The sequence below is a fragment of the Aeromonas sp. 96A genome, assembly GCF_051919165.1.
GTDB classification, from domain to species: Bacteria; Pseudomonadota; Gammaproteobacteria; order Enterobacterales; family Aeromonadaceae; genus Aeromonas; species Aeromonas veronii.
Map to the genome: position 1 here is coordinate 4,624,209 of NZ_JBQBFE010000001.1, position 21,895 is coordinate 4,646,103.

Annotated in this window: 24 protein-coding genes; 21 read left to right on the top strand and 3 right to left on the bottom strand. The window is 58.3% G+C overall.

The window, feature by feature from the left end; translation table 11 throughout:
* The first annotated feature begins 7 nt into the window (after positions 1–7).
* The 5 genes from secF to ACTG2W_RS21450 all read left to right on the top strand — a co-directional run bounded on the left by secF (position 8) and on the right by ACTG2W_RS21450 (position 4,798).
* Complete coding sequence (gene secF / locus ACTG2W_RS21430) at positions 8–955, top strand: protein translocase subunit SecF (RefSeq protein WP_005337322.1); 948 nt, start codon at positions 8–10, stop codon at positions 953–955.
* Between the two features lie 84 nt (positions 956–1,039).
* Positions 1,040–1,408, top strand: coding sequence for a rhodanese-like domain-containing protein (locus ACTG2W_RS21435; RefSeq protein ID WP_106843939.1), 369 nt, complete (start codon positions 1,040–1,042; stop codon positions 1,406–1,408).
* Between the two features lie 90 nt (positions 1,409–1,498).
* The gene (gene nlpI, locus ACTG2W_RS21440; RefSeq protein WP_280638861.1) at positions 1,499–2,443 is read left to right on the top strand and encodes a lipoprotein NlpI; all 945 of its coding nucleotides are present in this window, start codon (positions 1,499–1,501) and stop codon (positions 2,441–2,443) included.
* Between the two features lie 115 nt (positions 2,444–2,558).
* Positions 2,559–3,521, top strand: a complete 963-nt coding sequence (locus tag ACTG2W_RS21445; protein ID WP_106844639.1) for an IS1595 family transposase — start codon at positions 2,559–2,561, stop codon at positions 3,519–3,521.
* Positions 3,522–3,589: 68 nt separating this feature from the next.
* Positions 3,590–4,798 (top strand): IS3 family transposase, encoded by a 1,209-nt coding sequence (locus ACTG2W_RS21450; RefSeq protein WP_106844538.1) that lies wholly within the window; start codon positions 3,590–3,592, stop codon positions 4,796–4,798.
* A 62-nt stretch (positions 4,799–4,860) separates the two neighbouring features.
* On the opposite strand, the gene ACTG2W_RS21455 is transcribed toward ACTG2W_RS21450, so the two are convergent.
* Both ACTG2W_RS21455 and ubiU read right to left on the bottom strand, forming a co-directional pair.
* Positions 4,861–5,733, bottom strand: a complete 873-nt coding sequence (locus tag ACTG2W_RS21455) for a U32 family peptidase (protein ID WP_106844537.1) — start codon at positions 5,731–5,733, stop codon at positions 4,861–4,863.
* Positions 5,734–5,744: 11 nt separating this feature from the next.
* Complete coding sequence (gene ubiU / locus ACTG2W_RS21460) at positions 5,745–6,740, bottom strand: ubiquinone anaerobic biosynthesis protein UbiU (protein WP_042080116.1); 996 nt, start codon at positions 6,738–6,740, stop codon at positions 5,745–5,747.
* A gap of 189 nt (positions 6,741–6,929) precedes the next feature.
* Here ubiU and ubiT point away from each other — a divergent pair, with 189 nt between their 5' ends.
* Complete coding sequence (ubiT, locus tag ACTG2W_RS21465) at positions 6,930–7,463, top strand: ubiquinone anaerobic biosynthesis accessory factor UbiT (RefSeq protein WP_111899602.1); 534 nt, start codon at positions 6,930–6,932, stop codon at positions 7,461–7,463.
* Here the strand turns inward: ubiT and ACTG2W_RS21470 are convergent.
* Positions 7,416–7,832, bottom strand: a complete 417-nt coding sequence (locus tag ACTG2W_RS21470; protein WP_005333821.1) for a hypothetical protein — start codon at positions 7,830–7,832, stop codon at positions 7,416–7,418. The genes ubiT and ACTG2W_RS21470 overlap by 48 nt on opposite strands.
* Before the next feature lie 187 nt (positions 7,833–8,019).
* On the opposite strand from ACTG2W_RS21470, the gene trmJ reads away from it, so the two are divergent.
* The 15 genes from trmJ (at position 8,020) to ispG (ending at position 21,835) form a co-directional block, all read left to right on the top strand.
* Positions 8,020–8,742, top strand: a complete 723-nt coding sequence (trmJ, locus tag ACTG2W_RS21475; RefSeq protein WP_088869225.1) for a tRNA (cytosine(32)/uridine(32)-2'-O)-methyltransferase TrmJ — start codon at positions 8,020–8,022, stop codon at positions 8,740–8,742.
* Between the two features lie 92 nt (positions 8,743–8,834).
* Positions 8,835–9,338, top strand: coding sequence for a Fe-S cluster assembly transcriptional regulator IscR (gene iscR, locus ACTG2W_RS21480; protein ID WP_026035025.1), 504 nt, complete (start codon positions 8,835–8,837; stop codon positions 9,336–9,338).
* Positions 9,339–9,391: 53 nt separating this feature from the next.
* Positions 9,392–10,606: an IscS subfamily cysteine desulfurase gene (locus ACTG2W_RS21485; RefSeq protein ID WP_021229687.1), complete on the top strand. Its 1,215-nt coding sequence runs from the start codon at positions 9,392–9,394 to the stop codon at positions 10,604–10,606.
* Between the two features lie 41 nt (positions 10,607–10,647).
* Positions 10,648–11,031 carry a Fe-S cluster assembly scaffold IscU gene (iscU, locus tag ACTG2W_RS21490; RefSeq protein WP_005333813.1) on the top strand — a complete coding sequence of 128 codons (384 nt, stop codon included), beginning with the start codon at positions 10,648–10,650 and terminating at the stop codon, positions 11,029–11,031.
* Between the two features lie 15 nt (positions 11,032–11,046).
* Positions 11,047–11,370, top strand: a complete 324-nt coding sequence (gene iscA, locus ACTG2W_RS21495) for an iron-sulfur cluster assembly protein IscA (protein WP_005333812.1) — start codon at positions 11,047–11,049, stop codon at positions 11,368–11,370.
* 118 nt (positions 11,371–11,488) lie between these two features.
* Entirely contained in the window at positions 11,489–12,007 is a 519-nt protein-coding gene (hscB, locus tag ACTG2W_RS21500) for a co-chaperone HscB (RefSeq protein WP_113740608.1), read from the top strand.
* Between the two features lie 28 nt (positions 12,008–12,035).
* Complete coding sequence (gene hscA / locus ACTG2W_RS21505; RefSeq protein ID WP_128835496.1) at positions 12,036–13,883, top strand: Fe-S protein assembly chaperone HscA; 1,848 nt, start codon at positions 12,036–12,038, stop codon at positions 13,881–13,883.
* A 1-nt stretch (position 13,884) separates the two neighbouring features.
* The gene (gene fdx / locus ACTG2W_RS21510) at positions 13,885–14,223 is read left to right on the top strand and encodes an ISC system 2Fe-2S type ferredoxin (RefSeq protein ID WP_005333808.1); all 339 of its coding nucleotides are present in this window, start codon (positions 13,885–13,887) and stop codon (positions 14,221–14,223) included.
* Positions 14,224–14,396: 173 nt separating this feature from the next.
* On the top strand, positions 14,397–15,701 hold the full coding sequence (gene pepB, locus ACTG2W_RS21515) for an aminopeptidase PepB (RefSeq protein ID WP_005351034.1): 1,305 nt from the start codon (positions 14,397–14,399) through the stop codon (positions 15,699–15,701).
* Positions 15,698–16,981: an aminopeptidase PepB gene (pepB, locus tag ACTG2W_RS21520; RefSeq protein WP_204479017.1), complete on the top strand. Its 1,284-nt coding sequence runs from the start codon at positions 15,698–15,700 to the stop codon at positions 16,979–16,981. The genes pepB (ACTG2W_RS21515) and pepB (ACTG2W_RS21520) overlap by 4 nt, the downstream gene beginning before the upstream one ends.
* Positions 16,982–17,248: 267 nt before the next feature.
* A complete protein-coding gene (gene ndk, locus ACTG2W_RS21525; RefSeq protein ID WP_005333805.1) occupies positions 17,249–17,677 on the top strand; it encodes a nucleoside-diphosphate kinase in 429 nt (142 codons plus the stop codon).
* A 167-nt stretch (positions 17,678–17,844) separates the two neighbouring features.
* Positions 17,845–18,948 carry a bifunctional tRNA (adenosine(37)-C2)-methyltransferase TrmG/ribosomal RNA large subunit methyltransferase RlmN gene (locus ACTG2W_RS21530; protein WP_005344856.1) on the top strand — a complete coding sequence of 368 codons (1,104 nt, stop codon included), beginning with the start codon at positions 17,845–17,847 and terminating at the stop codon, positions 18,946–18,948.
* Between the two features lie 11 nt (positions 18,949–18,959).
* On the top strand, positions 18,960–19,751 hold the full coding sequence (tapF, locus tag ACTG2W_RS21535) for a PilW family type IVa pilus biogenesis/stability lipoprotein TapF (RefSeq protein WP_106844530.1): 792 nt from the start codon (positions 18,960–18,962) through the stop codon (positions 19,749–19,751).
* A complete protein-coding gene (gene rodZ / locus ACTG2W_RS21540) occupies positions 19,741–20,709 on the top strand; it encodes a cytoskeleton protein RodZ (protein WP_106844529.1) in 969 nt (322 codons plus the stop codon). Before tapF ends, rodZ begins: the two co-directional genes overlap by 11 nt.
* Positions 20,710–20,719: 10 nt before the next feature.
* The gene (gene ispG, locus ACTG2W_RS21545) at positions 20,720–21,835 is read left to right on the top strand and encodes a flavodoxin-dependent (E)-4-hydroxy-3-methylbut-2-enyl-diphosphate synthase (RefSeq protein ID WP_005333801.1); all 1,116 of its coding nucleotides are present in this window, start codon (positions 20,720–20,722) and stop codon (positions 21,833–21,835) included.
* The last annotated feature ends 60 nt before the right edge of the window (positions 21,836–21,895 follow it).

The following is a 21,895-nucleotide window of genomic DNA, read 5'->3' on the forward strand; positions in this document are numbered from 1 at the left end:
TAGAGAGATGTTTCAGATTCTACATTTTGAAAAACCGATCCCGTTTATGCGCTATGCCAAGCCGGGTGTGGTTTTCTCTTCCGTGCTGATGGTGGTAGCCCTGTTCTTCCTGTTTGATCGGGGTCTGAACTGGGGTCTGGACTTTACCGGTGGTACCACCATCGAGGTGGGGTTCCAGCAGTCGGTGAGCCTGGACAAGATCCACGACGCTCTGGAAGAGCAGAAGATTGAAGGGGCAACCCTGCAACACTTTGGCTCCAGCCGTGACGTGCTGTTCCGCCTGACCCCGAAAGAGGGGGTCAAGGTAGAACAACAGGGTAACGAAGTGCTGGCGGCGGCCAAGCAGCTCGACGAGGGCGCAGTGCTCAAACGCGTCGAGTTCGTCGGCCCTTCCGTGGGTGATGAACTGGCGACAGACGGTGCGCTGGCCATGCTGGCCTCCATCCTCTGTATCCTGGCCTACGTGGCAGTGCGTTTCGAATGGCGTCTGGCGCTGGGGGGCATTCTCTCCCTGGTGCACGACGTGGTGATCACGCTGGGTGTCTTTGCCTACTTCCAGTACGAGTTCGACCTGACTGTACTGGCGGCACTGATGACCCTGGTGGGTTACTCCCTGAACGATACTATCGTGGTGTTCGACCGCTTGCGGGAGAACTTCCGCAAGGTGCGTAAAGGGGATACCGAGTACATTCTGGATCTCTCCATGACCGAGACCCTGAGTCGTACCATCATCACCTCCGGCCTCACCTTTATCGTGGTGCTGGCGCTGCTGCTCAAGGGTGGTGCGCTGATCCACGGTTTTGCCGTGGCCATGGTGATCGGTGTGGCGTTCGGTACCTACTCCTCCATCTATGTGGCGAGTGCGTTTGCCATGTTCCTCGGCGTCAAGCGCGAGCACATGCTGCCCACCCAGGTAGAGAAAGAGGGTGCGGACCAACAGGAAATCCTGCCGTAACAGTGAAGAGCGCCTCATGGCGCTCTTTTCTTATCTCTGCGTGTCGTTTGCTGACGCACATGATTTAAACAACAGGAGTTTGTCATGCATCACAATCCCCGTTTTTTAGCGCTGGTTGACGGGATCCGCTCCCGCATCACCGAAACCGATGTTCACCAGATCAAGCGCTGGCTGGATGAAGGGCGCACGTTTCACCTGATCGACGTGCGGGAAGAGAGCGAGTGGGCCAAAGGCCATCTGCCCGGTGCCCGATATCTGGGTCGTGGCGTGATTGAGCGGGATATCGAGACCCAGTTCCCGGATCTCGAGACCGAGCTCTACCTCTATTGTGGTGGTGGTTTTCGCTCCATTCTGGCTGCGGACAACCTGCAACAGATGGGTTATCGCAAGGTGATCAGCGTCGACGGCGGGTTTCGCGGTTGGTGCGATGCCGGATACCCTGTCGAATCCTGATTTATTTGAGGTAGAGGGGCACAGCTACATGACAAAGCAGCTGTTGACCTTTACCATATGCGGGGTCAAGCGTAAGCGTCGGAGTGTTCATTGAACGTCAGGAAAGGGATTGGATACCTCCTCGGTATCCTGTTGTTGCTTCCCATGTGGGGTTGCAGCAGTAGCAGTCAGGTTAACACCCCCAAGGTTCCCAAGCCGCAGCCTGCTTCACTGGTGTTGGCGACCCCCCTGCAGGTCTCCTACCAGAGTGAGCTGGCGCTCGCCCGACTCGGGCAGATGCTCAGTGAAATGGAACTGACCACCGAGCAACGGGCAGAGTTGTTCTATGAGCGTGCCGTGGTGTTTGATCGGGTTGGTCTGCGTTCCCTCGCGCGGCTCGATTTCAACCGTGCCCTGCGGGAGAAACCGGATTTCGCCGAAGCCTACAACTTCATCGGCGTCTATCTGGTACAGCAGCAGAATTATGACGAAGCCTATGATGCGTTCGATTCCGCCCTCGAACTGGCGCCGGACTATGACTATGCCTATCTCAACCGTGGCATCGCCCTCTATTACGGTAACCGTCCCGAGCTGGCCGCGGCTGATATGAAGCGTTTCTACGAGGCGCAGCCGGAAGACCCCTATCGGGTGATCTGGCTCTATCTGGCCGAGCAGAAACTCGACCCGTCGGCCGCCATGAGCCGGATGCGCGAGCGTCTCAACAAGTACGATGACGATGCCTGGAACTGGGATCTGGTTCGCCTCTATACCGGCGAGATCAACGCTTCCCAGCTGATGGGCAACGTGGTGAAAGGGGTGAAGGATAACCGGGAGCTCGCTGAGCGCCTGTGCGAAACCTACTTCTATCTGGGCAAGTTCGAGCTGGGCAAAGGCAACCGCAAGGAAGCCATCAGCTACTTCAAGCTGGCCTTATCCAATAACGTCTATGACTTCATTGAGCACCGCTATGCGCTGTTGGAGCTGGAGTTGATGGCGCGAAAACCCTTGCCGCCAGGTGCCCAGAGCGCTCGTAACAAGAGTGATCAGCCCTCCTGATCCACTGCCAGATAGTGGTAAAAGGCCTCGCGATGAGGCCTTTTTGTTGGCTCTGTCCCAATTACGTGTTGAAAGGCTAATCTTGAAGTAGGCCATCACCTTGAGGTCTACCATCATGGATACTCCAGCCTTTCAACACCTGTTGTCCCTTTTTCCCCAGTTAACCCTGCGCCAGCGCCGTGTTGCTCAGCAGGAGCTTACTGCACCCCACACCATTACCTCGCTCAATACTCAGTTACCGGCATGCAGTGGCTGCCCCCATTGTCAGGCCGATGTTACCCAGCTGGCGCCTTGGGGATGGAGTCGGGGACTGCGCCGCTACCGTTGCAAACTGTGTCTGCGCACCAGCACCGTTCTGACCAAGACGCCCTTGGCCAGATTGCGTAAAGCACAGTGCTGGGAAGACTACGCGCAAGCTCTCATCGAAGGACTGACTGTCCGCCAGGCCGCGCGGCGCTGTGGGGTCAGCAAAAACACCGCGTTCCTCTGGCGTCACCGATTCTTGCGCGCGATGGCAACCCATCAGGCCACCCGGGAAGAGGGCATTGTTGAGGTGGATGAGACCTTCTTCCTTGAATCGTTCAAGGGGCAGCGGGGACTGCCGCGTTCACCACGTCATCGCGGTGGTAAAGGTCGAACTCGTGGAACCGGGCCAGATTACATCCCGGTGATGGTGGTACAAGACCGTGCAGGCCACCATGCGGATTTCCAGTTGGAGAAAATAGATGCCGAGACGGTCATCGCGGTGTTGAAGCCGTTGGTGTCACCGGATGCGGTGCTGTGTAGCGATGGGGCGGGTGTGTATGCCTGTTTCAGCAATGAACAGGGTATAACCCATCAGGTGGTGCGCAATCGTCAAGGCGAACGGGTAGTCGGTGCGTATCACATCCAGCATGTGAACGGATATCACCATCGGTTGAAAGAGTGGATGGAGCGGTTCCATGGCGTGGCGACGCACTACCTGAAGAACTACTTGGGTTGGCGCCGGATGCTGGAGCGTTACGGAAAAGGCGTAAATATCAAAACATGTTTGCATGAGGCGCTGGGGCGCCCCATGCAACACGTAATTGGGACATAGCCTTTTTGTTGGGCGTGTCCCGTCCTGAATATGGTTTACACCTTTCCTCCCAATAAATGGAGAACCCGATGGGAAAAGGTGTGAAACGGACACAGCGCGATTACTCGCTGACTTTTAAACTGGCACTGGTCGAGCAGATTGAAAAAGGCGAGCTCACCTACAAACAGGCTCAGGTGTGTTATGGCATTCAGGGCCGCTCCACCGTTCTGGTATGGTTGCGTAAACATGGTCGGCAAGATTGGAGCCAGGGGGCTTCTGTGCGCGCCGGCAGGAGCATCACCATGCCTGACCCCGACAACCAGACGCCCGAACAGCGCATCAAGGAACTCGAGCAGCAGCTGGCGCTGATGAGTCAGAAGGCCCAGTTCTTTGAGGCCGTCGTCGATGTACTGAAGAATGACTACGGCGTCTCCATCGTAAAAAAGCGACCCGGCAAGTCCTCTCGCAGCGGCAAGACCATTGTCAGGGCTTGCCTGTTTCTGGGGATAAGCCGGCAGGCTTACTACAAGCGCAATCGGGTCGCCGACGAGCGCCATGCACAGGGATTGCAGGTGGTGCGCTTCGTGCGTCAGGTTCGACTGCGACAACCGCGGGTGGGCACTCGCAAGCTGCATTATCTGCTGCAGGGTCAGGATGATGGCGGGCTCAAGGTCGGGCGTGACAGGCTGTTTCGGATATTGGCCGAGCACCGCCTGCTGGTGCTGCCTAAGCGGGCGTATCACAAGACCACCCACAGTTTTCACCGTTTCTACCGTCATCCCAACTTGCTCAAGGCGGGACCAGAGCAGGTTACGCCGGTGGCCCCGAAGCAGGTCTGGGTCGCAGATATCACCTATCTGCCAGCCAGGAGCGGGCCGCTGTACCTGAGCCTGGTGACGGATGCGTACTCACGCAAGATAGTGGGCCATCACGTGCACGAAGGGATGCACGCGGAGTCGGTGGCGATGGCGTTCAAGAAAGCCCTGAAGCAACGGCGTGGCAGCGGTGAACTCATCCTCCACTCGGACCGCGGCGTGCAGTATTGCTCGGGGCTGTATCAGTCACTACATGAACGGTACGGGGTGAAATGCTCGATGACGGATGGGTATGACTGTTACCAGAATGCGTTGGCGGAGCGGGTGAACGGGATTTTGAAAGGAGAGTTATTGTTGCAAAGCCCGCAGGATTTGACGCAAGCGCGGGAAATGGTGCGTGAAGCGGTGGATATTTACAACGAGGAGCGGCCGCATCATGCGTTGAAATACAGAACCCCCGATGCGGTACATAGGGGGTTCTGAGTAGAGAAATGCTAGTTAAAAATGTGTAAACCTATTTCAGGACTAGACAGCGAATGGCGGGTTTACTCCACCAGGCTCATGCCGGGGATCTGGCGCCAGTAGCCGTTGCAGTCGCTTCCTTGCTGCAAGGAGAGGGGAGCCTGGCCCTGCCGGTTGGCTTTGAAGCGGGCCAGCATCTCCAGCGTCTCCATCCCTTGCGGTGAAAGTCTGACCACATCTACCAGACCTTCCATACCAGCCAGCTCGTTACCCAGATTATAGCAGTAACCGGACTGGGTCTGGATCCCGTTGAGATTGAACACCCGCTGCCCCTCGCGGCTGTTGGCCAGTCGTCCGGTGGGGTAGTTGATGCAGGCGAGCTCGCAGTTGTCCTTGGGCTTGTCGAGGGATCGGGCGGTGAAGCAGCGCGCCGAGTAGGCGAGCGGCAGATGGCCGTAGGCAAACACCTCCACCTCAAATTGTTTGCGCAGGGAGCCCAGATCCTGATTGAGTTGGATCAGCCAGTCACGGGAGAGCTCCACCGGCATGACCCAGCGTTTCATCCCCTGTTTGAGCAACATGCGCAGTACATCGGCGTTATAGGCGTTGATGGCGGGGCCACAGACGAAGGGGATCCCTGCCTCCCAGGCGAGTTGCACCGTACCGAGATCGTTGGCTTCGACCATCAGATCGCCATTGTCGACCAGCCTCTTCACCTCCTTGAGTTCGGAGGGGGCGGAGATAAGGGCGAGGGTCGAGAGCACCACCTGCTTGCCGGAGCTGGCCACCTGACGGGCCAGCGCAAGCCAGTCATCGACTTTGAGTTCGCGCCGCTTGCTGCAGACGGTCTCACCCAGATAGATGATGTCGGCCTGACTGTCGGCAGCTGCATGATAAAAGGCTTCGGTATCGGCTTTGGGCCAGTAGAAGAGCAGAGGCCCGAGAGAAAATTGCATGGGTGGACTCCTTATTGCCACTGACGATGGTAGGCGCCGAGGGTAGTTTGGCTACCTTCTGAGACGCGGGCGAGCTGGGCATCCCACTCAGCTTTGACCTGATAGGCCTCGGGATTGGCCTGATAGGCATCGATGGCTGCACGCCACACCCGGGTCACCTGCTCCACATAGGCGGGGCTGCGCTGGCGCCCTTCAATCTTGACCGACTGGATCCCGGTCTTGAAGAGCTCGGGCAGGAGACCCAGGGTATTGAGACTGGTGGGCTCTTCCAGCGCGTGGTAGGTCTGGCCATCCACGTCGAAACGCCCCTTGCACAGGGTCGGATAGCCAGCATTTTCGCCCGGGCCATAGCGGTCGATCAGCACCTCGTTGAGCCGCGACTCGAGACCATTCGGGGTCTCTTCCCAACGGACGAACTTGGCCGGTGAGCAGGCGCCGACGGTGTTGGGACTCTCGCCAGTCATGTAGGAGGAGAGATAGCAGCGCCCCTCGGCCATAATGCAGAGGCTGCCAAAGGCGAATACCTCTAGGCCAACATCGGTCTCGCGGGCCAGCTGCTTGACCTGATGCATGGAGAGCACCCGGGGCAGCACCACCCGTGTGACATTGAATTGCTGCTGATAGAAGCGAATGGCGGCGGCATTGGTGGCGCTGGCCTGCACCGAGACATGGAGTTCCATCTCGGGGTAGTGGCGGCTGGCATATTCCAGCACGGCGAGATCGGCGATGATTAACGCATCGGCGCCGAGGGCCACCCCGCGATCAACCGCCTGTTTCCATCGAGTATCGGCCCCGGGATGGGCAAAGGTATTGATGGCAATATGCAGCTTGCGACCATGTTGATGCACATAATCCACCGCCTTCTCCAGTTTGCTGTCGGTAAAGTTGAGACCGGCAAAGTGGCGGGCATTGGTGTCATCCTTGAAACCGATATAAACGGCATCGGCCCCGTTATCCACGGCGGTTTTCAGTGCCGGCAAACTGCCTGCCGGACAGAGTAATTCCATTGGTACGCTCCGAGAGTGCATATGAAGGGCAAACGAGCCCTGATTGTATGCAGCCATGCACTCCCGCTTTTTGACCTGAGGCAGCTTTGTGTGGCTTTACCCTTCTTGAGGTAACCCTGCACAAGTTTGATTTCCAACAGGATCTTGCCACTCTCCCTGTGTTTGAATGCGCAAAAAAGGGAGTCTATCGTGTTTCAACAACTGCAACGCCGCCTGGTCGAACAGGCTCCGCGCTTCTTGCGCCATCCCCTCAAGCTGGTTCCCTTCAATCTGCAAAAGCAGCTGATGGAGAGTTTACTGGCCCGGGTTTTCAAAGAGGCTATCGAAGATGGCGATTTCGAGTTTCTGGCAGACAAGTGGCTGAAAGTCGAAGTCTCTGATCTGGCGCTGTGCTGGTTTATCAGTGAGCAGAATGGCCAGCTGGTGGTAGCTCGCGAGTGTGACAAGGCCGATGTCTGCTTCAGCGGTACCGCCAACGACCTGATCCTGATTGCCGGTCGCAAAGAGGATCCGGATTCGCTCTTTTTCCAGCGCAAGCTGAAGATAGAAGGGGATACCGAACTGGGCCTTGAGGTGAAAAACCTGATGGACAGTCTGGATCTCGATGGCTTGCCAAGCCTGATGAAGTATCCCCTGATGGATCTGGCGACGTTTATCGAACGCGCCCGCACCGAGTCAGCGCAGGCTCCGGTGCAGACGGCGCCGGGCGGGATCCCGTCTTAAGTGGACAATCACCCCATGGGCATGGCGACGATAATGGTGCCGTGCCCAGAGGCAGCGACAGGCCCACAGACAGGGCACCAAGGCGATGAGTGCCGCAGGGGCGGGCAGCTGTGACATGGCCAGCCCCGCAGCCAGCCAGATAAAGGGTTGCGCTTCATACAGCCACTCCGGCTGTAGCCAGCGTTTGCTCGGAAAGATAATCAGATCGGTACGTCGGTAGCTGGAGCGCATCATCCAGGTCACCGCTCCGGCGATAAACAGCAAGGTGCCTGCAAACCAGAGCAGGGGCTGTTCACTCAACGTAATAATGGCAATGGCTGCCAGCAGGTAGAGGCTGGGCAATCTCTCATAGATAAAGGGAGGAAGCATGGCGTGGTGTCTCCTGTGCCGTTTATCGGATATCCATCAAGTTTAGCCCCCCCCTCTCACTTCCCTCATGCTGGTTTGTTATACAAACGGGTAGTTTTGTTCTGAAATGGCTCGGCTTTTACGGTGCCAACATGGTGTTCTCTTATGTTACAATTGCGCGCCATTTTTGACTGAAGATTGACTGGGCATGTTGGATCAGATTCGTATCGTTTTGGTAAACACCTCTCATACCGGCAACATGGGGTCTGCGGCACGCGCCATGAAGACCATGGGGTTGACCCAGCTGGTATTGGTTGATCCGCAAGCCTTGCCGGATGACAATGCCTTCGCCCTGGCGGCTGGTGCCAGCGATGTGCTTGCCAATGCCCGTATCGTCCCGACACTGGACGACGCGATCGCCGATTGTGGTCTGGTGATTGGCACCAGCGCCCGCTCGCGAACCCTGAGCTGGCCCATGCTCGATCCCCGTGAGGCCGGCGAAAAGTCGATAGTCGAGGGGATGCAGCACCCGGTCGCGCTGGTGTTTGGCCGTGAACGCACTGGTCTCACCAACGACGAATTGCAAAAGTGCCACTACCACGTGGCCATTCCGGCCAATCCTGATTACAGCTCTCTCAATCTGGCCATGGCGGTGCAGACTCTCTGCTACGAAGTGCGGATGCGCTGGCTGCAGGGGCAGGCCGCCGAGCCTGAAGACGAGATGGTCTATCCGAGTGCCGCCCAGCTGGAAGGGTTTTATCAGCACCTGGAACAAACCCTGATGAAGACCGGTTTTATTGCCGATGACCATCCGGGTCATGTGATGAGCAAGCTGCGTCGCCTGTTCAATCGGGCTCGGCCGGAAGCAGCTGAGCTCAACATTCTGCGCGGTATTCTGACCTCGGTGCAGAAAGCGCGCGTACCGGATTAATCCGACTGATTTACTCAACCATATACTTGACTGATTTGGTCGGGTATGTGACCATGTGCCCCATTAAATTGCTTCGCAAGACGGTAAGGCACATGAGACTGACTTCAAAAGGACGTTACGCTGTAACCGCCATGCTCGACGTGGCGCTGCATGCAGAGCAGGGGCCCGTCCCCCTTGCCGATATTTCCGAGCGCCAGGGCATCTCGTTGTCCTATCTCGAGCAGCTCTTTGCCCGCCTGCGTAAACATGGTCTGGTGAGCAGCGTGCGTGGCCCGGGTGGTGGTTATCGCCTCGGGTTGGCCCCAGGCGAGATTTCGGTGGGTCAAGTGATCACCGCGGTCGATGAGTCGGTCGATGCCACCAAGTGTCTCGGCAAGGGCGGCTGCCACGGTGGTACCCAGTGTCTGACTCACTCCCTGTGGCGCGACCTGAGTGAGCGGATCTCCAGCTTCCTCGGGGATATCACCCTGGCCGAGCTGGTACGCCAGGCCGATGTGCGCCGCATTGCCGGCAAGCAAGATGAACAAATGAAGACCGTGTTGTCCCTGGTTGATCGGGCAGAACACGGCGATGTGAGCTTGAAAGTCCAACTATAAACGTGCTTTCCACAGCGGGACTCTGTATGACCCGGACTGTGACGGAGAAAAACATGAAACTGCCTATTTACCTTGATTATTCGGCAACCTGTCCGGTGGACCCGCGTGTCGCAGAAAAAATGATGCAGTGTCTCACCATGGATGGCCTGTTCGGCAATCCGGCTTCCCGTTCTCACCGCTTTGGCTGGCAAGCCGAAGAGGCGGTGGATCTGGCCCGTAATCAAGTGGCAGATCTGATCGGTGCCGATCCCCGCGAGATCGTCTTCACTTCCGGTGCGACCGAATCCAATAACCTGGCCATCAAGGGTGTTGCCCACTTCTATGCCAGCAAGGGCAAGCACATCATCACCTCCAAGACCGAACACAAGGCGGTGCTCGATACCTGTCGCCAGCTGGAGCGTGAAGGGTTCGAGGTGACCTATCTTGAGCCGATGCCCAACGGCCTGTTCACTATCGAGATGATCGAGAATGCCATGCGTGATGACACCATCCTTGTCAGCATCATGCATGTGAACAACGAAATCGGCGTGGTTCAGAACATTGCCGCCATCGGCGAGTTGTGCCGTTCCCGCAAGATCCTGCTGCACGTGGATGCCGTTCAGAGTGTGGGCAAGATCCCGGTAGATGTGGAAGCACTGAAAGTGGACCTGCTCTCCGTCTCAGCGCACAAGGTGTATGGTCCGAAAGGGATCGGTGCACTGTTTGTTCGCCGCAAACCCCGCGTTCGTCTGGAAGCCCAGATGCACGGTGGCGGCCACGAGCGCGGCATGCGTTCCGGTACTCTGCCGACCCACCAGATCGTCGGGATGGGCGAAGCTTTCCGCATCGCCAAAGAAGAGATGGTGAGTGAAGGCGAGCGTATCTTGGCACTGCGCCAGCGTCTGTGGAATGGCATCAAGGATATTGAAGCCGTCTACATCAATGGCGATCTGGATCAGCGTGTTCCGGGCAACCTCAACGTCAGCTTTGCCTATGTGGAGGGGGAATCCCTCATCATGGCGCTGAAAGATTTGGCGGTCTCTTCCGGTTCGGCCTGTACCTCCGCCAGCCTGGAACCCTCCTATGTGCTGCGCGCACTGGGTCTGAACGACGAGCTGGCGCACAGCTCCATCCGTTTCAGCATGGGTCGCTTCACCACCGAGGAAGAGATTGACTACGCGGTCAAGCTTATTCGTGACTCCATCGGTCGTCTGCGCGAGATGTCCCCCCTGTGGGAGATGTACAAAGACGGCGTCGATCTGAACACGGTCGAATGGGCTCATCACTGATCCACTGGGTCAGTGAGCAACAGAATTAGCAGGAGTGAGATATGGCTTACAGTGAAAAAGTAATCGACCACTACGAGAATCCTCGCAACGTCGGTGGTTTCGACAAGAATGATCCCAGCGTTGCAACCGGCATGGTCGGTGCGCCCGCTTGTGGCGATGTGATGAAGCTGCAATTGAAGATCAGCGACGAAGGCATCATCGAAGATGCCAAGTTCAAGACCTACGGTTGCGGTTCTGCCATCGCCTCCAGCTCCCTGGTGACCGAATGGGTCAAGGGCAAGACACTGGATGAGGCGGCTGGCATCAAGAACACCGATATCGCTGAAGAGCTGGCTCTGCCACCGGTGAAGATCCACTGCTCCATTCTGGCCGAGGACGCCATCAAGGCCGCCATCGCCGATTACAAGCAGAAGAAAGGTCTCTAAGCGCCGGAGAGCAGTATGGCTATTACCATGACAGATGCCGCCGCGGCACGGGTTTCCTCTTTTCTGGCTAACCGGGGCAAGGGCATTGGCCTGCGCCTCGGCGTCAAAACCACCGGCTGCTCCGGTCTGGCCTACGTGCTTGAGTTCGTTGATGAACTGACCGATGAGGATCAGGTGTTCGAGCAGCAGGGCGTCAAGATTATTGTCGATGCCAAGAGCCTGATCCATCTGGATGGCACCGAGCTGGATTTCGTCAAGGAGGGCCTCAACGAGGGCTTCCAGTTCAACAATCCCAACGCCAAAGGCGAGTGTGGTTGCGGCGAAAGCTTCAGTGTCTGAGCTGTTTGACGTCAATGATCCTTCGTCTGTGGTTGAGTGGGTTGCCCATGACCCGTTCAACCACATCTCATTTGCCAGGGGCGAGTGAGGTTGTGGCGAACGTTTCCAAGAGGTTTGCATGAATCATTTCGAGCTGTTTGGGCTGGTTGAAGGCTTCGAGCTCGATACCCGTCAGTTGGCTGATACCTACCGCCAGCTGCAAACCCAATTCCATCCTGATCGTTTTGCCACCGCCCCCGAACGGGAGCAGCTGGCTGCGGTGCAACGTGCCGCCCAGATCAACGAAGCATTCACCACCCTAAAGGCGCCGCTGCGCCGTGCCGAATATCTGCTCTCTCTGCGTGGCACCGATATCCGTGGTGAACAGCAGACTCTGCAAGATACCGCGTTTTTGATGCAGCAGCTGGAGTGGCGCGAGCGTCTGGCCGATCTGAAAGATGACACCGACCCTGAGCGCGCCATCAAGGATTTTCGCAGCGAGATCAGGCATGATCACCAGATGTTGATGCAGCAGCTGACCGAGTCTCTTGCCGCCGGCAGAGATCTCGTTGCCGCTGATTGCGTTCGCAAACTCAAGTTTGTCGACAAGCTCCTCGAAGAGCTGGAACGATTCGAAGACTCGCTTCTCGAGTCTTGATCCTTTAACGCTGGAAGTTTCATTACCCATGGCATTACTGCAAATCGCCGAACCCGGCCAGAGCGCTGTTCCTCATCAGCACAAACGTGCCGTCGGCATCGATCTCGGCACCACCAACTCTCTCGTCGCTGCGGTTCGCAGTGGTCACGCCGATACCCTTTGCGATGAGCAAGGGCGCGACCTGCTTCCGTCGGTGGTGCACTATCAAAGCGACACCATTCGGGTCGGAATTGATGCCAAGCGCGAAGCGGCACTCGATCCTCACAACACCATCATCTCGGTCAAACGGATGATGGGCAAGGCGCTGGCCGATATCGATACCCGCCAGCAGCCTTACCAGTTTGTTGCCGCCGACAATGGCATGCCGCAACTGCAAACCCGTCAGGGGCTGGTCAATCCGGTGCAGGTATCGGCCGAAATTCTCAAAAAGCTGGCCGAGCGTGGCGCCCAGACACTCGGGGGCGATCTCGATGGCGTGGTCATTACCGTGCCCGCCTATTTCGATGATGCCCAGCGTCAGGGTACCAAGGATGCGGCCCGTCTGGCCGGTCTGCACGTGCTGCGGCTGCTCAACGAGCCGACTGCGGCCGCGATTGCCTATGGCCTCGACTCCGGTCAGGAAGGGGTGATTGCGGTCTACGATCTGGGGGGCGGTACCTTCGATATCTCCATCCTGCGGCTGCATCGAGGCGTGTTTGAAGTGATGGCGACCGGCGGCGATTCCGCCCTCGGCGGCGATGACTTCGATCACCTGCTGGCGGACTGGATCAAGGAGCAAGCGGGCCTCTCCGGCGAGCTGGATGCCCATTTGCAGCGCGAGCTGCTGGATGTGGCCGCTGCCGTCAAACACGGTCTGACCGATGCCGAGCAGGTGGCTTGCACCTTTGCGGGCTGGCAGGGTTCAGTGAGCCGTAGCCAGTTTGATGAACTCATCACCCCGCTGGTGAAACGGACCTTGCTGGCTTGTCGCCGCGCCCTGCGCGATGCCGGTCTCGAGCAGGTGGAAGTGCTGGAAGTGGTGATGGTCGGTGGCTCCACCCGGGTGCCGCTGGTGCGTGAACTGGTGGGCGAGTTCTTCCAGCGTACGCCGCTGACCAGCATCGATCCGGACAAGGTTGTCGCCATCGGCGCCGCCATCCAGGCCGATATTCTGGTGGGTAACAAGCCCGATGCCGAGATGCTGCTGCTGGACGTTATCCCCTTGTCACTGGGTCTGGAGACCATGGGTGGCCTCGCCGAGAAGGTGATCCCGCGCAACACCACCATCCCGGTTGCCCGCGCCCAGGAGTTCACCACCTTCAAGGATGGTCAGACCGCCATGGCCATTCACGTGGTACAGGGTGAACGCGAGTTGGTGGCCGATTGCCGCTCCCTGGCCCGCTTTACCCTGACCGGTATTCCGCCGATGGCAGCCGGCGCCGCCCATATTCGCGTCACCTTCCAGGTGGATGCGGATGGTCTGCTCTCGGTCAGCGCCATGGAGAAATCCTCCGGCGTGCAGGCCGAGATCCAGGTCAAGCCCTCTTACGGGCTGGCGGAGCAGGATATCCTCAACATGCTGAGTGCCTCCATCGAGAACGCCCAGCAGGATATGGATGCCCGCATGCTGGCCGAGCAGCAGGTTGAAGCCGACCGGGTGATCGAGAGTCTCAATGCGGCGCTGGCCGCCGATGGCGATGCCCTGCTCAATGCTGCCGAGCGTGCCGAGATTGATGCCGCCATCGCCCATCTGCTGACCATGCGCAACAGCGGCGCTACCCATCAAATCAAAGAAGCCATTGAGGCGGCAGATGCTGTCAGTGGCGAGTTTGCAGCCCGCCGGATGGACGCCTCCATCCGCAAGGTGCTGACCGGACAAAACGTCAACAAGGTGTAATATGCCAAAACTGATCATTCTTCCTCATCCCGTACTCTGTCCGGATGGCGCCGCCCTCGAGGGGCAAAGCGGCGAGACCATTCTGGATGTGGCGCTGCGCAACGGTATCGAAATCGAGCATGCCTGCGAGAAATCCTGTGCCTGCACCACCTGCCACTGCGTGGTGCGCGAGGGCTTTGACTCGCTCGAGCCAAGTGACGAGCTGGAAGACGACATGCTGGACAAGGCGTGGGGGCTGGAGCCGGAATCCCGTCTTAGTTGCCAGGCAAAATTGGCGGATGAGGATCTGGTGGTGGAACTGCCCAAGTACACCCTGAACCTTGCCTCTGAACGCCATTAATTACACATGAGTGAATTGCACGTGCAGCATTCTGTGGTGCTTCGGTGATATGGTGGAAGGCCGTGACCCTCGGGGGCACGGCCTTTTTTGTATTCGTTATTCTCTCTTTGCCAATAAGCTCTTTCCCATAAAGAATGCTTATACATAGTGCCAGTAAAAAGGAAGCAAACACGATGGCTGACATGATGAAGGTAGCGTTATCCACCCAGGCTGCGGCCGCTTATTGGGGCGAAGGCGCCCAGCTAAGTTTCAATGGCGATGAGGCACTGATCCATCTTGGTGCCGCCGGTCAGGAGAAGGATGTTCTGCGCACCGTTCAGCGCGCCGCCCGTCGCCTCGAATCGAGCGGGATCAAGCGGGTGACGCTGGTCGGTGAAGGCTGGGATCTGGAGCGTCGCTACGCGTTCGCCCAGGGGTTCTACGCCGCCAAGGGATCGCGTGAACTGGATTTTGGCCAGCAGAGCGACGCGGAAGCCCGTGAACTGGATGCGCTGCTCAAGGCGGCTCGCTGGGTACGTGACATCACCAATGGCTGTCCGGAAGAGATCTACCCCATGAGTCTGGCGGAATCGGCCCTGTTGCTCATTCGTGGTCTGGCCGGGGATCAGGTTACAGCTCGCATCACCGCCGGTGAAGCGCTGCGCGAGTCCGGCCATATCGGGATCTGGTCGGTTGGCCGTGGCAGCGAGCGCGAGCCTGTGCTGCTGGAGCTTGACTACAACCCGACCGGTGATCGCAATGCACCCGTGGTGGCGGCGCTGGTGGGCAAGGGGATCACTTTTGATTCCGGTGGCTACTCCATGAAGTCCTCTGACAACATGCTGCCGATGAAGTCCGATATGGGCGGCGCGGCCATGGTGACCGGCGCGCTGGCGCTGGCTATCAGCCGCGGTCTGAACCAGCGGGTGAAGCTCATTCTCTGCTGCGCCGAGAACCTGGTCTCCGGCCACGCCTTCAAGCTGGGCGACATCCTCACTTACAAGAATGGGGTTTCGGTCGAGATCCAGAACACCGATGCGGAAGGTCGTCTGGTGCTGGCCGATGGCCTGATGGCGGCCTCCGACAGCGGTGCGGCTTATATCCTTGACGCAGCCACCCTGACCGGCGCCGCCAAGATGGCGCTGGGGCGCGATTATAATGCGGTGTTTGCCCTCGATGAGACCGAACAGCAGCGTGCGCTGGCCGCCGCCAAGGTGGAAAACGAGCAGGCGTGGGCGCTGCCGCTGGAGCCCTGGCATGCCAGCCAGCTCACCTCGGCCTTTGCCGATCTGGGCAACGTCGCCTCGGCAGAAGGCACGGCCGGTGCCACCACGGCTGCTGCGTTCCTTTCCCGTTTCGTGCGTGATGAGGGCAAGGGTTGGGTGCACCTGGATCTGGCAGCCTCTTATCAGAAATCGGGCAATGATCTCTGGGCGACCGGCGCCAAGGGTCACGGTCTGCGTACCATCGCCCGCTGGCTGCAGGAGGTGACCGCATGAATGTCTGGTTAAGTCGTGAATTTGCACCGGCCGAGTGGGGGGAGGGGGCGCTGCTCTCTCACCGTGCCGACGGCATGGTGATCCATCTGGTGACGGCCAATCCGCTGCTCGATATCCAGCAGGCGGCCCGTCGCCTCTGCCAGCAGGGGATCCAGAAAGTGACCCTGGCTGGTCACTGGGAGCGTGAACAGCAGTGGGCTTTTGCCCAAGGGCTACAAACCCCCAAGGCGGAGGTGCAACTGCAGTGGGCCATGTCCTCGGAAGAGGATAGAGAGGAGCTGGAAGCGCGTTGGCTCTGCGGCCGCTGGGTGCGCGAGATGACCAATGCCACCCCGGAGCAGTTGGGCCCGCTGGAGCTGGCGGTGGAAGCGGCCTCCTTTATTACCGAGCTGGCGCCGGACAAGGTAAGTCATCGCATTTTGAAAGGCGAAGCGCTGCAACAGGCGGGCTGGATTGGCCTTTACCAAGTGGGCCGCGGCAGTGCGCGCGAACCGGTATTGCTGGAGCTCGACTTCAACCCGGGGCGTGACCCCAAGGCGCCGGTGGCAGCAGCGCTGGTGGGCAAGGGGATCACCTTTGACTCCGGCGGCTACTCCATGAAGAGTTCCGAGGGAATGCTCACCATGAAGTGCGACATGGGGGGCGCGGCAATTGTCACCGGTGCGCTGGCGCTGGCAATGTTGCGCGGGCTCGACAAGCGGGTGAAGCTTATTCTCTGCTGCGCCGAGAACCTGGTCTCCGGCCACGCCTACAAGCTAGGCGACATCCTCACCTACAAGAACGGCACCACGGTCGAGATTGTGAATACCGATGCCGAGGGGCGGCTGGTGCTGGCCGACGGCCTGCAACTGGCGAGCGAGTCAGGCGCACCGCTGATCATCGATGCCGCAACCCTGACTGGCGCAGCCGTGATGGCGCTGGGTGGGCGCTACAATGCCCTGTTTGGCCTCGATAAAGGGTTGGTAAGCCGGGCCATGACCTATGCCGATGCCGAGCATGAGCCTGCCTGGCCGCTGCCGCTGGAGCCCTGGCACCGCCAGCAGTGCCCCTCCCATTACGCCGACACGGCCAACAGCCGTCCGGTGAAGGGGGGCGGGCCGGGTGGCGCCTCCAACGCGGCGGGTTTCCTCTCCCGTTTCGTTGCCAACGAAGGGATGGGCTGGTTGCATATCGATCTGGCCGCCTGCTTCAGTGACAACGGCGATGCCCTCTGGGCGCCGGGAGCCAATACTCTGGGGATGCGCACTATAGCGCGGGCCCTGCTGGCGGAAGCCAAATAGGCGAGACAAGGCACCTTCGGGTGCCTTTTTCATGCTGTTCGAATTGTGAACAAAAGATGGGGTTTTGGCGGCTTAAGGTAACTATCGTGCGCAAGCGCACATATTTTCCGGCTCTGCTCGGTCAAGATGAGTGTGGATGTTGATTGCAAGGGAGTGATGTTTAATAAAAAGTTGCTTGTTTGTGTGTTTTTCCGGTTTTTGTTTACGTATAATCGCCAGCGAACATGGATTCTAACAATAAAACTCTGTAGTTAAGGAAAGATATCAATGGCCATCGAACGTACCTTCTCTATCGTTAAACCGGATGCTGTCAGCAAGAACCTGATCGGTGCCATCTATAGCCGTTTCGAAAGCGCAGGCTTGAAAGTGGTGGCATCCAAGATGCTGCACATGAGCAGTGAACAGGCTGCCGGTTTCTATGCCGAGCATCAGGGCAAGCCTTTTTATGACAATCTGGTCAGCTTCATGACTTCTGGCCCTGTCATGGTGCAGGTGCTGGAAGGGGAAGACGCCATCCGTCGCAATCGCGAGATCATGGGTGCTACCAACCCGAAAGAGGCGCTGGCTGGTACCTTGCGTGCCTGTTATGCCGAGAGCATCGATCGCAACGCAGTACATGGCTCCGATGCACCGGCATCCGCTGCCCGCGAAATTGCCTACTTTTTCTCTGACAACGAGATCTGCCCGCGCGGCTGATTTACGTGGATGATGACCCAAGGGAGCCTCGGCTCCCTTTGTTGTTTTCGCCGTTTACGCAATATCCCTCTATTCTCCAGGTGGAAAGCCAGACCCATTATTTGTACAATGCCGCCCCCTGACGTCGTCAGCCAATAATTGATGAAGTGTTTGAACTGAGGCCATTGATGAGCGAAACAAAAATCAACCTGCTGGATCTTGATCGGGATGCCATGCGTGCCTTTTTCGTCGAACTGGGCGAGAAGCCATTCCGGGCAGATCAGGTCATGAAGTGGATCTATCACTTTGGGTGTGATGATTTCGATCAGATGACCAACGTCAACAAGGTGCTCAAAGAGCGCCTCAAGGCGATCGCCGAGATCAAGGCGCCCGAGATCAGCCGCGAGCAGCGTTCTGCCGATGGCACCATCAAGTGGGCCCTGCAGGTGGGCGATCAGGAGGTCGAGACCGTCTACATCCCGGAAGATGACCGCGCGACCCTCTGCGTCTCCTCTCAAGTTGGCTGTGCGCTGGAGTGCAAGTTCTGCTCTACCGCCCAACAAGGCTTCAACCGCAACCTGAAAGTCTCCGAGATCATCGGTCAGGTGTGGCGTGCGGCCCGCGTGGTCGGTGGCAAGCGTCCCATCACCAACGTGGTGATGATGGGGATGGGCGAGCCGCTGCTCAACCTCGCCAATGTGGTGCCCGCCATGCGTCTGATGATGGATGACTACGGCTTTGGCATCTCCAAGCGCCGGGTGACCATCTCTACCTCTGGCGTGGTACCGGCGCTGGACAAGCTGGGTGACCAGATCGACGTGGCGCTGGCTATCTCCCTGCACGCCCCGAACGACAAGCTGCGCTCCGAGATCATGCCGATCAACGACAAGTACAACATCGAGGAGTTCCTCGCCGGTGTCCGTCGTTACCTGGCCAAATCCAATGCCAACGGTGGTCGGGTGACCGTCGAGTATGTGCTGCTCGATCATATCAATGACGATATGCAGCATGCTCACGAGCTGGCCAAGGTGCTCAAGGACACTCCGAGCAAGATCAACCTGATCCCGTTCAACCCCTTCCCAGGCAACCCTTACGGCAAGCCGAGCAACAGCCGTATCGATCGCTTTTCCAAGGTGCTGATGGAGTACGGTTTCACCGTGATTGTCCGCAAGACCCGTGGTGATGACATCGATGCCGCCTGTGGTCAGCTGGTGGGTGACGTGATTGACCGTACCAAGCGAACTATCAAAAATCGGATGCAACAGGATGGGATTTCCGTCAAAATGGTTTAAATGCTAAGCCATTGTATAGACAGGGAATGGATACACGTACATTGATCGTAGTGGCAGCGCTCTGCGCGCTGCCAGGCTGTGTGACCGAGACCACTTACGCTGGCCAGAACTCGACCCAGCGTGAAGTGGGTCCTGACCTCAAGGCGGCTGCCCAAACCCGCCTCGACCTGGGTATCCAGTACCTGCGTCAGGGCAATGCCGAGCAGGCCAAGTTCAATCTTGACCGCGCCCTCCAGTATGACCCCTCCAACCCCCAGACCCAGATCGGTTTTGCCTACTTTTACCAGAAGGTAGGAGATTTCAAGGCAGCCGAGACCCATTACAAGAACGCACTTGCCATGGATCCGTCCAATGCTGACGCAATGAACAACTATGGTGCCTTCCTCTGTGATCGCGGCAGGTATGCCGAGGCAGATCAGGCGTTCAACCAGGCTGTTATTCAGCCAGGCTATGTAAAAATTGCCGATACCTATGAAAATGCGGCACTTTGTGCGCTGCAAAATCGCAGAAATGATAAAGCAGGCGAGTACTATCGCCTGGCCTTGGGGTATAATCCCCGCAATCCAGGGTTATTGCTGGACTTGGCCGAGCTTTCCATGAAAGATGGCAAGCTGCCTGATGTGCAGTCCTACCTCGCCCGTTTTGCCGATGTGTCAGACGAGAACGAGGAGAGTCTCTGGTTGAGACTTCGGCTGGCACAGGCGATGGACAAGCCGGCATTACTTCACCAATTCGGGACTGAGCTGGTAAGGCAATATCCCACTTCGCAACAAGCCAAGCGTTATTTAGCCAATGACTATTGAACAGCAACACGATTTCCAAGACGACTCCCAGGCAGTAGGCCCAGGCCAATTGCTGCGCAACGCCCGTGAACAGCTTGGCTGGACACGAGAACAGGTTGCGTCCCGCATTCACCTTCGTCTGACCCTGATCGCCGCTATCGAATCGGATACCTACGACAAGCACACCTCCCATACCTTTATTCGGGGCTATCTGCGTACCTATGCCAAGCTGGTCGGGATCCCCGACGAGACCATTCTGGCTGCTTACGACAAGCTGGGTCTGACTCCTCCCGACAATATCGACATGCAGAGCTTCTCCCGTCGCTCCCGCCAGCAAGCCAACGACAGTCGGCTCAAGGTGGTGACCTGGCTGGTGATCCTGGTGTTGATTGCGCTCTCGGTCGCCTGGTGGTGGCAGAGTACTTCCCGTCGCTCCGCCGGTGATGAAGCGCTGGCAGCCACCGAGATGAGTGCAACCAGTTCGACTCCGGCTGAACCTGCTATCACGCCGCCCGATGTGATCAACACCGCCCCGGTGGAAGGCGCAGCCATCGCACCGGCCGCCACGGACGTGACTGCTCCTGCAGTGATCTCCGATGCGACGGCTACCCTGGCGCCTGCTTCTGCGGCTGTTGCCCCGAGCGATGTCAGCGCGGCTGTCGGCACTGCGACCGATGCAGCAGTATCCGGTGCCAATGGCACTGAATCTGAAGAGGCTGTCGTTGATCCGGCGACTGCGCCGCAACTGAAGATGAGCTTCACCGCCGATTGCTGGCTGGATGTGAAGGATGCTAACGGCAAGACCCTGTTCAGTGGTCTGAAGAAGGCCAACGACGAGCTGGTGCTGGAAGGCGCCGAGCCCCTGAAGTTCATCATTGGCGCGCCCATGGCCGTCAAGCTTGACTACAAGGGTCAGTCGTTTGATATGAGCCGTTACAACAACGGTCGTACAGCCCGCTTCTCACTGCCGCAGGAGTAATCTGTTTCCCATGTCTTCTCACGAATCACCCATCATTCGTCGTAAATCCAGACAGATCATGGTTGGTAATGTACCGGTTGGGGGCGATGCCCCCATTACCGTGCAGACCATGACCAACACCAAGACCACAGATGTCGCCGCCACCATCGAGCAGATCCAGCGGATCGAGCGGGTCGGTGCCGATATCGTCCGTGTCTCCGTGCCCACCATGGAAGCGGCGGAAGCCTTCCGGCTGATCAAACAGCAGACCCGCATCCCCATCGTTGCCGATATCCACTTCGACTATCGCATCGCCCTGAAAGTGGCCGAGTACGGTGCCGACTGCCTGCGTATCAACCCGGGCAACATCGGCAACGAGCAGCGGGTGCGCTCGGTGGTCGATTGCGCGCGCGACCTCAATATCCCGATCCGTATCGGGGTCAATGGCGGGTCGCTGGAGAAAGATATCCAGGAGAAGTACGGCGAGCCGACCCCCGAAGCGCTGGTAGAGTCCGCCATGCGTCACGTGGACTACCTCGATCGCCTCGACTTTCAGGACTTCAAGGTGAGCGTCAAGGCCTCCGATGTGTTCCTGGCCGTCGGTGCCTATCGCCTGCTGGCCAAGCAGATCGAGCAGCCGCTGCACCTTGGCATCACCGAAGCGGGCGGTTTCCGTGCCGGCGCGGTGAAGTCTGCCATCGGTCTGGGCATGCTGCTTACCGACGGTATCGGCGATACCCTGCGGATCTCGCTGGCGGCGGATCCGGTGGAGGAGGTGAAGGTCGGTTTCGATATCCTCAAATCCCTGCGTATTCGCTCCCGTGGCATCAACTTTATCGCTTGCCCATCCTGCTCACGGCAGGAGTTCGATGTGATCGCCACCGTCAATGCTCTGGAAGAGCGGCTCGAAGACATCATCACCCCGATGGATGTTTCCATCATCGGCTGTGTGGTGAATGGGCCGGGTGAAGCGCTGGTCTCCGACCTTGGTCTGGCGGGTGCCGCCAACAAGAGTGCCTTCTATGAAGGGGGCCAGCGGGTCGATCGGCTCGACAACAAGGATCTCATTCCAACTCTGGAGCGCCGCATTCGCGCCCGCGCCGCCATGCTGGATCCCGCCAACCGGATCCCGATGGACAAGGAGTGAGCGAAACAGGGCCACATTGGGTGGCCCTTTTTCCAGGTGACTGATTTTAAATCCCGCATC

Excerpts from the sequence above, each read along its gene's own strand:
- ACTG2W_RS21530 (WP_005344856.1), top strand. The coding sequence starts at position 17,845 with ATGAGCGAAACAAAAATCAACCTGCTGGATCTTGATCGGGATGCCATG.
- iscA (WP_005333812.1), top strand. The coding sequence starts at position 11,047 with ATGGCTATTACCATGACAGATGCCGCCGCGGCACGGGTTTCCTCTTTT.
- secF (WP_005337322.1), top strand. The coding sequence starts at position 8 with ATGTTTCAGATTCTACATTTTGAAAAACCGATCCCGTTTATGCGCTAT.
- ACTG2W_RS21470 (WP_005333821.1), bottom strand. The coding sequence starts at position 7,832 with ATGCTTCCTCCCTTTATCTATGAGAGATTGCCCAGCCTCTACCTGCTG.
- ACTG2W_RS21445 (WP_106844639.1), top strand. The coding sequence starts at position 2,559 with ATGGATACTCCAGCCTTTCAACACCTGTTGTCCCTTTTTCCCCAGTTA.
- pepB (WP_204479017.1), top strand. The coding sequence starts at position 15,698 with ATGAATGTCTGGTTAAGTCGTGAATTTGCACCGGCCGAGTGGGGGGAG.
- hscB (WP_113740608.1), top strand. The coding sequence starts at position 11,489 with ATGAATCATTTCGAGCTGTTTGGGCTGGTTGAAGGCTTCGAGCTCGAT.
- ACTG2W_RS21455 (WP_106844537.1), bottom strand. The coding sequence starts at position 5,733 with ATGCAATTTTCTCTCGGGCCTCTGCTCTTCTACTGGCCCAAAGCCGAT.
- hscA (WP_128835496.1), top strand. The coding sequence starts at position 12,036 with ATGGCATTACTGCAAATCGCCGAACCCGGCCAGAGCGCTGTTCCTCAT.
- ACTG2W_RS21485 (WP_021229687.1), top strand. The coding sequence starts at position 9,392 with ATGAAACTGCCTATTTACCTTGATTATTCGGCAACCTGTCCGGTGGAC.
- ubiU (WP_042080116.1), bottom strand. The coding sequence starts at position 6,740 with ATGGAATTACTCTGTCCGGCAGGCAGTTTGCCGGCACTGAAAACCGCC.
- fdx (WP_005333808.1), top strand. The coding sequence starts at position 13,885 with ATGCCAAAACTGATCATTCTTCCTCATCCCGTACTCTGTCCGGATGGC.
- ispG (WP_005333801.1), top strand. The coding sequence starts at position 20,720 with ATGTCTTCTCACGAATCACCCATCATTCGTCGTAAATCCAGACAGATC.
- iscU (WP_005333813.1), top strand. The coding sequence starts at position 10,648 with ATGGCTTACAGTGAAAAAGTAATCGACCACTACGAGAATCCTCGCAAC.
- iscR (WP_026035025.1), top strand. The coding sequence starts at position 8,835 with ATGAGACTGACTTCAAAAGGACGTTACGCTGTAACCGCCATGCTCGAC.
- trmJ (WP_088869225.1), top strand. The coding sequence starts at position 8,020 with ATGTTGGATCAGATTCGTATCGTTTTGGTAAACACCTCTCATACCGGC.
- rodZ (WP_106844529.1), top strand. The coding sequence starts at position 19,741 with ATGACTATTGAACAGCAACACGATTTCCAAGACGACTCCCAGGCAGTA.
- ACTG2W_RS21435 (WP_106843939.1), top strand. The coding sequence starts at position 1,040 with ATGCATCACAATCCCCGTTTTTTAGCGCTGGTTGACGGGATCCGCTCC.
- ndk (WP_005333805.1), top strand. The coding sequence starts at position 17,249 with ATGGCCATCGAACGTACCTTCTCTATCGTTAAACCGGATGCTGTCAGC.
- pepB (WP_005351034.1), top strand. The coding sequence starts at position 14,397 with ATGGCTGACATGATGAAGGTAGCGTTATCCACCCAGGCTGCGGCCGCT.
- ACTG2W_RS21450 (WP_106844538.1), top strand. The coding sequence starts at position 3,590 with ATGGGAAAAGGTGTGAAACGGACACAGCGCGATTACTCGCTGACTTTT.